Below are 12,821 nucleotides of genomic sequence, written 5' to 3' on the forward strand. Positions count from 1 at the left end.
AAGAATTTTTATGACACACGGCTAAGTTTCGAGGCCATTCATTCAACGAAAAGGAAAACGATGAAACTACGTACTTTGGTTGCTGCCTTTGCGGCACTGTTTGCAACCGCTGCAATGGCTGCTCCCGCGACCTATAATCTGGATCCGACTCATACGTATCCAAGTTTTGAGGCCGATCACATGGGCGGTTTGTCTAAATGGCGTGGCAAATTCACGAAAAGTAGCGGTACCGTGTTGCTCGATCGTGCTGCCAAAACAGGATCAATCGAGATCAAAATTGATCCTGCATCAATCGACTTTGGTAATGCCAAGCTGAACGATCACGCTAAAAGCGCCGATATGTTTGACGTCGCTAAATTTCCTGAGGTTACCTATAAAGGAAAGTTTATCAAGTTTGACGGCGACGTCCCGAAAGAAGTTGAGGGCGAACTGACGATGCACGGCGTCACTAAGAAAGTGAATCTTAAGATTGACGATTTTCTTTGCAAGATCAACCCAATGTTGAAGCGTGAAGTGTGCGGTGCCGACGTTGACGGTAAATTTAATCGTGATGATTTTGGCATCGACTACGGCAAAAAAATGGGTTTCAAACAGGAAGTAAAATTGAAGATTCAGGTTGAAGGTATCAATCAGAACTAATGCTGTATTTTTCTAAAAAAACCGTTGCCATCTATTGCAGCGGTTTTTTTATTTCCTCTAATGTTGAATCCAGGCTTCACCAGTAATGTTGTCGACCCGCGAGGCGAGGCAATGGTGGTCGTGCCCTATTTTGTTGACGTCAGACCGGCTTGCACTCGCACTCCCCATTAAGCGCTTCCTGTTCCTTCTGACGTCCTTTTAAGTGCCGTGCGGCAGAGTTTGTATCAATATAAAATACGGCTAACCAGCAAAACTCATCTATATCGTCAGAATGTGAATAATCGCTATCCGATGGATTAGAGGACCGCTGCAACTTTTAGATTTTAAAAAAATGAGATGTCGACTAAATCGCCAACCGTTGCCAACTGGGTAGCTGGTTGTGCTTAGCGATTAGGGTGATCCAAAAATCTCCCATACTCCGATCAAAAAAAGTGGTGAAACAAATGGTGATACGAGTGGTGACGCAAACGGAAATGCAGGCGGTGATACCAACGAAGGTGCAAACCGAACGGGCGGCACAACAATCTGACCCTGCGCACAATAATCATCCCGCACAGGAACCGCCATCGGTGCGGGCATTATTTTTAGGGTTTCTCGGGTTGGGATTGATCGGATTTGGTGGAGTGCTACCTCTGGCACGCCGTATGTTGGTTGAGCAGCGTCGGTGGCTAACCGATGCGGAGTTCACTGATCTTCTTGGTCTGTGTCAGTTTCTGCCCGGTGGCAATATCATTAATCTCTCGGTAGCGATCGGATTGCAGTTTCGTGGTATCCGAGGTGCGCTTGCCGCTCTGCTGGGATTGATCGCGGCGCCGACTGCCATTGTGATTGCCCTTGGGGTTATTTACGAGCGCTTTCAGAATGATACCCATATCGCGCATATGTTTGCCGGTCTCGCGGCGGCGGCGGCGGGGTTACTTATATCGACCGCTTTAAAGATGGCAACACCGCTACGCCGCAAACCGTTAGGGATCTTGATAGCAGCCACCTTCTTCGTCGCGATTGCGTTGTTGCGTTTGCCGTTATTACCAACAATGTTGGTCTTGGTTCCTGTCAGTATTCTTGTTACATGGCGGTGGGCGGCATGATTGCAGTTCTTCTTTCCCTTGCTGCCATTTTTTCAGAACTTTCATTGCTTGCCTTTGGCGGTGGCAATACCATACTGCCAGAGATGCAGCGTCAGGTTGTCCATATTCATCACTGGATGTCGGCGCAGGAGTTCAGTGCCATGTTCGCGCTGGCGCAGGCCGCACCGGGGCCAAACATGATGGTGGTGACGCTGGTTGGCTGGCATGTAGCAGGGTGGCCAGGCGTGATTGTGACGTCAATCGCAAAATTCGGCCCGTCATCGATACTCACCGGCATTACCTTGCATTATTGGCGACGGTTTAAGGATGAGCCTTGGCGCGGTATTGTGCAGGCTGGTCTGGTTCCTGTGACGGTTGGTTTGGTGGCGGCGAGCGCGTCATTGATCACGGAGGCATCCGTTCATGCCTTGATATTGGGAGCGATCACACTGGGTTGCGTCGTGGGTACGTTGAAAACCCGATTACATCCATTATGGTTTTTGGCTGTGGGTGCGTTAGTTGGATTGACTGGGTTTGGTCAGTGATCTCAAAAATATTGGTAAAGCTGAGAGCCTGGATTAAAAATAGCCGTGTGGCTTACTGGGAAAAGTGTGATGGCTTTTTAAGGTAGAGACCCGGTGCCGAAAACGACGTCAACATGACAGAAGCAACGGCTGAACAAAATAGAGGATGAAGCAGAAATACAAAAGGGTTCCAGATCGAAATCTGGAACCCTTTTTATTTTGGTAGGCCGTGCGGGATTCGAACCTGCGACCAACGGATTAAAAGTCCGCTGCTCTACCAGCTGAGCTAACGACCCAAAACAGTGCTGCTAAGTGCAATCAAAAAAGCCGTCTTTTGTTCACACTTACTTAAAAACTAAACGACGTTATTTCTGAAAATTTCTGAAATAACAAAGGGTTTTAGATTTCGTCTAAAACCCTTTTTTATTCGTGGTAGGCCGTGCGGGATTCGAACCTGCGACCAACGGATTAAAAGTCCGCTGCTCTACCAGCTGAGCTAACGACCCGAAAGAACGCTATTATAGAGAAGGTGTAGGCACTATGTCAAACTACTCTTGTCTTTTTATTTCATCTTCGTGAAAAGACTGCTTTTAGTTCACTTTGCACCGGCTAAACGTTCTTTAGCAGTCACAGCCGCAGGCGTGTTTGGATATTGAGAGATGACTTGCTCAAGTGATTTTTTTGCAGCGCCCTTGTCCTTCAACTCAGTGTAACTACTCGACATGTTCAAAAGAGCGTCAGCCGCTTTCGGATTGTCGGGATATTTTTTGATCACCACTTGCTGTGCCGCTATGGCGTTTTTATAGTCGCGTTGCGCAAAGTACGAATTGCCCAACCAGTATTGTGCCGAAGGCGCAAAGCCTGACGCTGGATAGCGCCTCAGATAATCGGAGAACGCCGCGGTAGCGCCTTTGTAGTCGCCACCCTTGAAACTGGCTAGCGCAGCGTCATACGATTTCTGCTCGTTAGGATCAATGCTGACTTCCTGGCCATCAACGTTGACTTTTTGCGGCTCCAGTTTACGCAAACGATTATCCAGATCGACATAAAAATCTTTCTGGCGTTGCTGCGTATTGGCAACCTCGTTGGTCAACACTTCAATCTGTCCTCGTAGCTTGGCGATCTCTTGATTCAATTGATCGTTTTGATCAGCCAGACTAAGTGAGCTGCTCTTATCCGCTTTGCCGTCGACGCGGGCATTCACCGCATCAATTCTGCTGCGAATATCAAGAATTGCGCGTCGTGCTTCAGCATCGTCAAACAAACCGGCGTGGGCTATCGGTGCAAAGCAACCTGCGGCCAGCAAGGCCGCAGTCAGCGTTGATTTAGAAAAAATCCGCATGATCATCACTTGGTTTATTAATAAACGATATCTGCGCGACGATTCTCAGCGAAAGACGCTTCGTCGTTGCCCAGTGCTTTAGGCTTTTCTTTGCCCAGAGAAACGGCTTCTACCTGTGCATCAGGAACACCTAGCAATGCCATTGCTTTACGAACTGCTTCAGCACGTTTCTGGCCCAGTGCCAGATTGTATTCGCGACCGCCGCGGTCATCGGTATTGCCTTGAATGATGATCTTACGACCCTTGTTAGCGATCAGGTATTTAGCGTGCGCTTCAACAACAGAGCGGAACTCTTCTTTGACCGAATAGCTATCGTAGTCGAAATAAATGCTGCGCTTGGACAGAACGCCTTGCGGGTCATTCAATGCATCGCTTGAACCAGCGTTGACCGGGTTGACGGAACGTGGATCTGCTCCACCGGTCATGCTGCCGCGGTCTTCGATCTTAGCCTTGTCGTCAAGCTTGACAGGGGATGAGCATGCGGCAAGTAAAACGGCGCTTGAAACGATAAGGGCAAAGCTACTGAGGTGGCGCATTATTATTCTCCAGAGAGGTGAGTTGTTCAGGACTTCTGCAAAATCGCCCCAATGGGGTTGTGCTTTCCTAACGTTCTTTGTCGGCAGGGTTGGCAAGCCCGCTGCTGGGACAATTTTGCGTAAGTCCTATTGTTTTACTTATTACTTAACTTTAATACACATCGCGATGGAACTACTACTTGGTAATTACTTCATAAACGGGCCCCAGGTCGGCTCCCTGATATCGCCGGCCTGAACGGTCAATCGTTGTTTGACACGGCCATCGACTGAGACAACCGCGAGCGATCCACGACGGCCGCCAGACTCGGTTGCATACATAATGTATTGACCGTTTGGCGAGAAGCTTGGGGACTCGTCTTTAACCGTATCCGACAAACGCTGCTCTTGGTTGTTACCTAAATCCATGGCGTACAACTGGAAGCCACCGCTCCGACGAGAAATATACGCCAATGTTTTGCCATCTGGCGAAATTCGAGGACTGATGTTGTAATTACCGCTAAAAGTCACGCGTTGGGCCTCTCCCCCATTAGCACTCATCTTGTAAATTTGCGGGCCACCACTGCGATCGCTGGTGAAGTAAATACTTTGTCCGTCAGCAGAGAATTGCGGCTCGGTGTCAATGCCGGAAGTATTTGTCAAACGACGCAGGCTGCTACCATCAGCATTGACAACGTACACTTGGGTCAGGCTGTCGCGCGCCAGGGCAATCGCGATTTTGGTGCCATCAGGCGACCAGGATGGGGCCGAGTTACTACCCTTGTAGTTAGCAATAATAGTGCGTTGTTTTGTCACTAGATTCTGCACGTACACAATCGGTTTTTTTGCTTCAAATGACACATATGCTACCTTGGTTCCATCAGGCGACCAAGCTGGCGAAATGATAGGTTCGTTGGATCGCAGAGCGACTTGCGTACCTTCGCCATCTGCATCGGCAATTTCCAAACGATATTCTTTACCAGATTTAGTGACGTACGCAATACGCGTAGCAAAAGCACCACGAATGCCGATCAGTTTTTGATAAATATCGTCGGCAATTTTATGCGCTGAAACGCGGGTGTATTGGGCAGACGACGACAGTGACAGTCCAGAAAGCTGGGCTGACTTAACTGTATCGAGCAACTTATAGCGGACGTCGAACCGGCCATCGGCTAATTTTTCTACACTACCCACAACCAAGGCGTCGGCCCCACGTGATTTCCAATCACCGTAGTTGATTTGCGATGCGTCGGAGACCACGTCGCTGGTATCGATAATCTTAAACATGCCGCTACGCGACAAATCAGCTTTAATGATCGCTGTAATTTGTTGCGGTGCCAGATTTTCATTGCTAAAACCAGCGATTGCGATAGGAATTTGCGTGGCGCCCACGCCTGCAGTTTCAATGCGTAACTGGGCATACACCAATGGCGTCGATATCAGGGCTGTGACGGCTATACCGATCACGGCAATTGAGCGTACTGAATGTCGTATCCAAGTCCCGATTAACGGGCTTGATGGGTTCTTTTTCATAGTTTATTGATCTTTCGGTTTATGGATTCCGATGAAGCTAGAGGGAACAGAACCCGATTTATCTTTTGGATAAGGTGCAGATCTCTCAATTGCACGCTTTACCGCTTCGTCGAAACCCGAGACACCTGAGGGTTTTCGCAAGTGAATACTGGCCACTGATCCATCTGGAAGTAGCTGTACTTCATATTCTACCGACGGATTTCCAGCCATGCCATCGGGCACGTTAAAGTTGATAAATCCTTTTATTTTGGCACCAACTTTTTGGGCGTAACCAGGATCGCCACGCGGTCCTTGAGATTGTGCGGCGGTGCCGGTGCTATTCGATGCGCCATTGCCGGTAGCCTGTCCCAGTAACCGCTTCATATCATCATTATGTCGTTTGTCGGAAGCTGCATCGTCGGCCTTGCGTTGTTTGTCGATAGCAGCTTTTTTAGCCGCCTCTTTTGCCGCCTCCTGTTTCTGCTTCAATTTGTCGTCTGCTTCCGCTGCTTTTTTTGCATCAGCATCCGCTTTTTTCTTATCGTCAGCCGCTTTCTGCTTCGCAGCCAGCTTATCGGCTAATTTTGCGGCATCTTTTTTCTCCTGCGCTTTTTCCTGTTCGTCGGCTTTACGCTGGCGTTCTTTATCCTCAAGAACCTGCTCGGCATGATCTCGATCCTTCTTCTCTTGTACTTTCCGCTTTCGCTCTTTTTCTAATGCAATTTCGGGATCAGGCACGACCGGCTGAACCACTTTTGGTGGCGGTGGTGCTTCCGTTACAACGGGTTTCTGCACGGGTTGCGGGACTGGTTTTTCTATCGGTTCTGGCGGCGGCGTTGGTGTTGGCGGCGGCGGTGCCGCTTCCCGTACCTCCGGGCTCCATACTTCTGCCTCAACGGCTACGGGTACTTGGCTTTGCCAATGGACGCCGATCCACAGGAATACGATCAACGCCGCATGCACTGCTGCTGCCAGAGCGATAGCGCGCCATCGACCCGGTTCTTTTGGTATTGAGTAAGGGATGCGATCTGTCATGAGCAGACTGTCAATTTGCGGCAGTTCGTCACTTGGTCGCCAATCCAACACGGTTGATACCCATTATTTTGGCTTCAGAAATAACCTGTATGACCTCATCATACTTAATATCTTTTTCTGCCGAGATCATCACTGGCATATCAGGATTGTCATCGTGAAGCGATTGCAATTTGGCTTTCAGTTTATTTTTTTCGACTGTTTCCGCTTGGCTGCCACCAGTTTTCTTGCCATTGATACGCACGCTTGAATCGCCATTGGCTTTCAGTGCGATTTCGATGTATTCCGTAGGCGGCGCGACAGACTTAGCAGCGGTGGGTAAGTTGATGACATTGGGATTGACCATCGGGGCCGAAACCATAAAAATCACCAGCAAAACCATCATGACGTCGATATACGGCACGACGTTGATTTCTGCTTTGAATTTGCGCGGACGTCCTCCGCGCATGGATGAGAAGCCCGTCATTAGCGTGCCTGCCGTTGCAAGATGTTAGAGAATTCTTCGATGAAACTTTCAAAGCGGATCGCCAAACGGTCTACATCATGCGCAAAACGGTTGTAAGCAACAACCGCCGGAATCGCGGCAAAAAGACCAATCGCGGTGGCGATCAACGCTTCGGCAATACCCGGAGCAACGGCCGCCAATGTTGCTTGCTGGACATTTGCCAGGCCACGGAACGCATTCATAATGCCCCACACGGTGCCGAACAAACCAACGTAAGGCGAGACCGAGCCGACTGAAGCCAGGAACGCCAGATGAGATTCTAGCGCATCCATTTCACGTTGATACGCGGCACGCATCGCTCGGCGCGAACCATCTAGCAACGCAGCAGAATCAGTACTGGCTTTATGTCCGGCGGATGCTTTGATTTTGCTGAATTCATCCATTCCAGCGGCAAAAATACGTTCCATCGCACCTGTTGCACCTGCGCCACGGCGATTATTTGAGGTCGTTCCCTGATACAACTCGGTGAGATTTCCGCCTGACCAGAAGGCCCGTTCGAACTCTTCTGTTTGGGCGCGCGCGCTTCTGATGGCGAACATCTTGCGGAATATGTATGTCCAACTCATCACAGAGACTGCTAACAATAGCAGCATGACAAGTTGCACAAGCACAGAAGCATTGGTGATGAGAGTGAGAAACGAAAGATCTTGAGTGACGGTCATGTAGGCAGTCTGGATAAATGGTCTTGGGCAGCTGTCTTAACTAACGCCATTCAAAGTGTTAGCAAAACGATCTGTGGTTTTATATTAGCGCTAAATGATGATTAAATTTCTTGAGAGCACTGAGGTGCGTAAAGAGTGATTGTAATCGTTACCAGGTGCTTTCAGTTTCTGATCAGCATTTAGCAGCATTGATAGATTGGATTGTCGTGTCTGGAGCGCAATTAAAAAGGTGCGTTCGTTATGTCATTGATGGAAATTTGTGTGGGACGAATTTGGTCTAATACTCTTTGTGGAATTGCCGCAGGTCGAAATGTATGGGTATTAACACACACCACTTTAATGCGACCAGTTGCTAATAATTTTGGCGTCTCTTCGTCATAACGCCAAGCCTGTTGTATGAAATCAACGGCAACACGGCCAATTTTTTCGACAATGACGGTCAAATTAAGTTCATCGTCAAGACGCGCTGGGGCGTGATAATCGAGTGCGGTGCTTTTGACAACAAACATGACTTCATCGGTTTTGACCAACTGGCTCTGTTCAATTCCCGCCGTGCGCAACCATTCAGTGCGTGCGCGCTCGAAAAATTTCAAATAGTTTGCATAAAAAACAACTCCGCCGGCGTCAGTGTCTTCGTAGTACACGCGGATGGACCAGTTGAAGTCTTTTGCTGTCTCAGATAATACTGCGTTCATGGTGTGTTGGCTGATGTGCTCTGTATGGTTACAGTGAACCGAAATGGGTAAATTTAATGCTTAAAAAGCATGCATGACTAGCTAAGTATTAAGACTAAGGTTTAAGACTGTCGATGAAAGTGCATCTTTAATCTTATTTTTTAGCAATGAAACTGACCGTGTGAGTGATCATTCCCGTGCTGCGGTGCAAAATAAGTAGAAATTGTAGCCCAAACCCGTGGTTTTAAAAACTAGTATCGCCCATGAGATGGTGCTCCGACCGCCTTTGTCGGCTTTTGACAATCTTGCTCTATCGATGCCCTTCACTTACAATACGTCTACCATTTCGTCTCACGTAACTGGCGAAAACCGGACCGATGCAATCTGCTTCGACTCCGGGAAAGATGGGCAACCATCGGGAAGCGTGAGATTTTACCGCCGTGCGCCTGGGCAGCCCGAATGGAACGTACGACTGAGGCTGCCGCATTCCCCCTTCTTTTTGGCCCTCATTCGATGCAGAACCTGAAAAGGTTAACCTCTATCGATTGGAATCATCATGTTTGAAAAAAACCATACCATCTCTAACGTCGATCCAGAATTGTGGACCGCCATTCAGAATGAAAATCATCGTCAGCAAGAACATATCGAACTGATCGCGTCGGAAAACTATTGTTCGCCAGCAGTAATGGAAGCGCAAGGGACACAACTTACTAATAAGTACGCCGAAGGTTATCCGGGCAAGCGCTACTACGGCGGCTGTGAATTTGTCGACGTGGTTGAGCAACTGGCCATTGATCGCGTAAAAGCGCTGTTCGGGGCAGAAGCAGCTAACGTGCAGCCCAATTCGGGCTCGCAAGCAAATCAGGGCGTTTTCTTTGCAGTATTGAAACCCGGCGACACAATCATGGGCATGTCACTGGCTGAAGGCGGTCACTTGACACACGGCATGGCGTTAAACATGTCTGGCAAATGGTTTAATGTGGTTTCGTACGGTCTCAATGAAAAAGAAGAAATCGATTACGAGGCGCTGGAGCGCCTCGCACACGAAAGTAAACCAAAGCTGATCATCGCCGGTGCTTCCGCCTATGCGTTGCGAATCGATTTTGAGCGAATTTCCAAAGTCGCTAAAGCGGTTGGTGCTTATTTTATGGTCGACATGGCGCATTACGCTGGCTTGATCGCGGCGGGCGAGTATCCGAACCCGGTGCCTTACGCTGACTTCGTTACCTCGACAACGCACAAGTCTTTACGTGGACCACGCGGCGGTATTATTTTGATGAAAGCGGAATACGAAAAGATCATCAACTCGGCGATTTTCCCTGGTATCCAGGGCGGTCCGCTGATGCACGTGATTGCGGGAAAAGCTGTTGCCTTTAAGGAAGCGCTGACACCAGAATTCAAAACCTATCAACAACAAGTCGTGAAGAACGCCGATGCATTGGCTAAAGCGTTGATTTCTCGTGGTTTGCGCATTGTTTCCGGTCGTACCGAGTCGCACGTCATGCTGGTTGATTTGCGCGCTAAAAATATTACAGGTAAAGAAGCGGAAGCCATTCTCGGCTCCGCGCACATGACTTGTAATAAAAATGCTATTCCAAATGATCCGGAAAAACCATTCGTCACTTCCGGTATTCGTGTCGGTAGTCCAGCGCTGACAACGCGCGGATTTAAGGAGGCGGAAGCGACCAAGATCGGACATTTGATCGCCGATGTGCTGGATAACCCGCACGATGCGGCGACGATTGAGCGCGTTAAAGTTGAAGTCAAGAAATTGACTGACGCATTTCCTGTGTATGGCTGATCCTTTAGTTTGATGTATTTGTTTGCCGGTATGCAATAGATTATTTTTTTGACCCCGCTAATACTTGAACGGTATTAGCGGCGGTTAAGGCGATTTTATTTGCGCCTCCGTTCTCGGCATTCACTATCAGCATTTATACCGATACTCGATACCAGGATCAGGTCTAGGCATTAAGTATCATCAGTCCTAAGCGTAAGCATTAAGTCCGGGTCCATTCTGGTTTTTAACTAAAATGGGCCCCTATAATATGGCGATAGCAAAAGAAAAATAATGTGCTAGCCAACAGAGCGTCGATCAACCGTTATTTAGATTGCTGCCATCATGAAATGTCCATTCTGCCACCATGAAGAAACCCAGGTTCTGGACACGCGTGTTTCAGAAGAAGGGGATGCCATCCGTCGTCGTCGCCGTTGTACTAAATGCGATAAGCGATTTACGACTCACGAACGGATTGAGTTGGTGATGCCGGTGATCGTCAAAAAAAATGGCAGTCGTACCGAATTTGATCCTGAAAAATTGCGTGCAAGTTTGATGCTCGCGCTACGTAAGCGCCCAGTCTCTGCAGAATCGGTGGATGAGGCATTGCAAAAAATAAAAGAAAAATTGCTTGCCAGCGGTGAGCGTGAAGTCATCACCGGTCGTGTGGGAGAACTGGTCATGCATGAGCTGAAGCAACTTGATAAAATTGCGTATATTCGCTTTGCGTCAGTGTATAAAAGCTTTGAGGACGTGGCAGAATTTCAAAATATGATCGAAGAATTTTCAGGGCCGACCCGAAAAAAATAGCACTCAACTTCCTAAGTTCTGCACTCTGCTCGGCGCAGGATTAAGTCCGCGATTAATCCTAGGCTTAAGTTGGTCCATTTTCCTCGTCGAAAGTGGTTCAGTTGTAATAAAAGACGATAGTATTCGCTCCTCCTTCATTCGATGCGAGGCTGTCTTTGATACCGCATTCTGCCGTTGTTTCTGTTCCGTTGTCCTTTCCAGTATTCACATTGCGTTATGGTTTTACCCTGATTGAGATAATGATCGCGATGCTAGTCGTGATCATATTACTCGCCATTGGTGCGCCATCGATGCGTGCTTTTATTATCGAAACGCGGATGAGCATATACGTGAATCAATTTGTTGCCGCAGCAACGCTGGCACGCACGGAGGCCATCAAGCGCGGCCGTTCAGTGGTGATTTGTCGTAGTGTTCATGCTGAATCGAAACCGGTATTATGCATCTCCAGCGCCAGCGAGGGACGTCCCGATGACGATTGGGGTAGCGGTTGGATTGTGATGGTGCCAGGTGAAAAGGTGGCCTTGCTCCGACATGCCGCATTACACCGCAATACCAGCGTCATCGGTCAGAATAAAGTGATCAAGTACGACGGTTTGGGGCGTCCCGGAGCGAGTTTTACCAAGCTGGTATTGCGTCACGAGGGTAAATTTGAGCGGGTTATTTGTTTGAGCCGAAGTGGTCGCATGAACGTACTGGTAGGCACCTCAGAATGCGGATAATATTTTTCAGGCGACAAAGACTGGCGCGCGCGCCCGATTTATATCGTAAGGTTTGCAAGGCGCGTGAAGGCGGTGTCACCATTGTTGAATTGATGGTGACGATGATGATTAGCGTTGGATTAATCGCAGCGGTAGGCAGTTTGTATTTTGGTAGTAAGACGAGTTACCGGATGAATCAAAACCAGCTTCGGTTGCAGCAAGATGGTCGCTATGCCATGCAATTGATGGAGTTAAACTTGCGGCAAGCCGGTTTTGGGCATTTGACGTCTGCGAGTGTCAACGCTGCTGAAGTCGATAAAACAGATTTTGTTGGCCTAAACGGTGAACCCGGACAGGGCTTGCGAGGCTGTGACTCTGGGTTTACTAAACCGTTGTCGCACGGATTTGTTTGCAACAGCAGTGATGAGGGAGCGGCTGCATTTGAAGTCGCCTATCGCGTGGCAGATACGTTTGATTTTGATAATGGTGCAGGCGCTGATTGCAACGGTTCTCAGGCTGGCGTAGTTGCTTTGCCGGAGAGTCACCCCGGCTACAGCGCCAGTAAGGCTGTGGCGATAGCCAGCAATAGATTTTTTGTGGCCACGCCGTCAGGTCGAAAAACGACATCCTTGTATTGCCAAGGTAATAGCGGCAATGGCCGTAGTATTGCGCAGCCCATACTTAATAACGTAGAGAATATGCGGCTTGTTTTTGGTGTGGCGGCGATTGATGGATTTTCTGTGAAACAGTTTTTGACCGCGACACAAGTTGATGGATTATCGCCAGACCAGCATCAAAATTGGAAAAGGGTGGTCCGCGTCAAATTGTGTTTGCAATTACATGCCAGTGAGCGCAATGCCAGCACGCCGCAGCGTTACGTTGATTGCGATGGCGTGGAGCAGATGGCGACGGACGGTAAATTGCGGACTGTTATGACGAGTATTGTTACACTACGTAATAATGCGGCTACTACGCAGTCTGAGCCAACTTGGCCAAGTTAGCGCAATGAAGCGGCTTATGCGGCTCATAACTTATCTGCTGCTTAATAACAACTTGCTACTTCTTAT

Annotated in this window: 14 protein-coding genes, 2 tRNA genes and 1 riboswitch; of the genes, 7 read left to right on the forward strand and 9 right to left on the reverse strand. The window is 48.6% G+C overall.

All coding sequences use genetic code 11. The annotated features are described in order from the left end of the window. The first annotated feature begins 60 nt into the window (after positions 1-60). The 3 genes from QN379_RS13405 to QN379_RS13415 all read left to right on the forward strand — a co-directional run bounded on the left by QN379_RS13405 (position 61) and on the right by QN379_RS13415 (position 2,251). Positions 61-639 (forward strand): YceI family protein, encoded by a 579-nt coding sequence (locus QN379_RS13405; RefSeq protein ID WP_323506844.1) that lies wholly within the window; start codon positions 61-63, stop codon positions 637-639. Between the two features lie 455 nt (positions 640-1,094). Then, entirely contained in the window at positions 1,095-1,727 is a 633-nt protein-coding gene (locus QN379_RS13410; RefSeq protein WP_323506845.1) for a chromate transporter, read from the forward strand. Beyond that, complete coding sequence (locus tag QN379_RS13415) at positions 1,724-2,251, forward strand: chromate transporter (RefSeq protein WP_322236863.1); 528 nt, start codon at positions 1,724-1,726, stop codon at positions 2,249-2,251. The genes QN379_RS13410 and QN379_RS13415 overlap by 4 nt, the downstream gene beginning before the upstream one ends. A 199-nt stretch (positions 2,252-2,450) precedes the next feature. On the opposite strand, the gene QN379_RS13420 is transcribed toward QN379_RS13415, so the two are convergent. The 9 genes from QN379_RS13420 to ybgC form a co-directional block, all read right to left on the reverse strand. Next, a tRNA-Lys gene (locus tag QN379_RS13420) sits at positions 2,451-2,526 on the reverse strand. 134 nt (positions 2,527-2,660) lie between these two features. Then, positions 2,661-2,736: transfer RNA gene (locus tag QN379_RS13425), tRNA-Lys, on the reverse strand. Positions 2,737-2,825: 89 nt separating this feature from the next. Next, positions 2,826-3,572, reverse strand: coding sequence for a tol-pal system protein YbgF (gene ybgF / locus QN379_RS13430; protein ID WP_322236865.1), 747 nt, complete (start codon positions 3,570-3,572; stop codon positions 2,826-2,828). A gap of 17 nt (positions 3,573-3,589) precedes the next feature. Beyond that, positions 3,590-4,108: a peptidoglycan-associated lipoprotein Pal gene (gene pal / locus QN379_RS13435; protein WP_322236867.1), complete on the reverse strand. Its 519-nt coding sequence runs from the start codon at positions 4,106-4,108 to the stop codon at positions 3,590-3,592. Between the two features lie 186 nt (positions 4,109-4,294). Further along, a complete protein-coding gene (gene tolB, locus QN379_RS13440) occupies positions 4,295-5,617 on the reverse strand; it encodes a Tol-Pal system beta propeller repeat protein TolB (RefSeq protein WP_322236869.1) in 1,323 nt (440 codons plus the stop codon). A 3-nt stretch (positions 5,618-5,620) separates the two neighbouring features. Continuing rightward, complete coding sequence (tolA, locus tag QN379_RS13445) at positions 5,621-6,631, reverse strand: cell envelope integrity protein TolA (protein WP_323506846.1); 1,011 nt, start codon at positions 6,629-6,631, stop codon at positions 5,621-5,623. Positions 6,632-6,659: 28 nt separating this feature from the next. Further along, complete coding sequence (locus QN379_RS13450; RefSeq protein ID WP_322236873.1) at positions 6,660-7,094, reverse strand: ExbD/TolR family protein; 435 nt, start codon at positions 7,092-7,094, stop codon at positions 6,660-6,662. Next, on the reverse strand, positions 7,094-7,795 hold the full coding sequence (gene tolQ / locus QN379_RS13455) for a protein TolQ (RefSeq protein WP_323506847.1): 702 nt from the start codon (positions 7,793-7,795) through the stop codon (positions 7,094-7,096). The genes QN379_RS13450 and tolQ overlap by 1 nt, the downstream gene beginning before the upstream one ends. Positions 7,796-8,016: 221 nt before the next feature. Continuing rightward, a complete protein-coding gene (gene ybgC / locus QN379_RS13460) occupies positions 8,017-8,490 on the reverse strand; it encodes a tol-pal system-associated acyl-CoA thioesterase (RefSeq protein WP_323506848.1) in 474 nt (157 codons plus the stop codon). Between the two features lie 324 nt (positions 8,491-8,814). Then, a riboswitch (ZMP/ZTP riboswitch) is annotated at positions 8,815-8,928 on the forward strand. A gap of 97 nt (positions 8,929-9,025) precedes the next feature. Between ybgC and glyA the strand changes: the two genes are divergently transcribed. From glyA to QN379_RS13480, 4 genes are all read left to right on the forward strand, one after another. Beyond that, complete coding sequence (gene glyA / locus QN379_RS13465; RefSeq protein WP_322236877.1) at positions 9,026-10,270, forward strand: serine hydroxymethyltransferase; 1,245 nt, start codon at positions 9,026-9,028, stop codon at positions 10,268-10,270. A 321-nt stretch (positions 10,271-10,591) separates the two neighbouring features. Continuing rightward, positions 10,592-11,056: a transcriptional regulator NrdR gene (nrdR, locus tag QN379_RS13470; RefSeq protein ID WP_322236879.1), complete on the forward strand. Its 465-nt coding sequence runs from the start codon at positions 10,592-10,594 to the stop codon at positions 11,054-11,056. Between the two features lie 155 nt (positions 11,057-11,211). Next, on the forward strand, positions 11,212-11,775 hold the full coding sequence (locus QN379_RS13475) for a GspH/FimT family pseudopilin (RefSeq protein WP_323506849.1): 564 nt from the start codon (positions 11,212-11,214) through the stop codon (positions 11,773-11,775). Then, entirely contained in the window at positions 11,766-12,755 is a 990-nt protein-coding gene (locus QN379_RS13480; protein ID WP_323506850.1) for a PilW family protein, read from the forward strand. The genes QN379_RS13475 and QN379_RS13480 overlap by 10 nt, the downstream gene beginning before the upstream one ends. The last annotated feature ends 66 nt before the right edge of the window (positions 12,756-12,821 follow it).

The sequence above is a fragment of the Glaciimonas sp. Gout2 genome (assembly GCF_035018905.1).
Taxonomy (GTDB): domain Bacteria; phylum Pseudomonadota; class Gammaproteobacteria; order Burkholderiales; family Burkholderiaceae_D; genus Glaciimonas.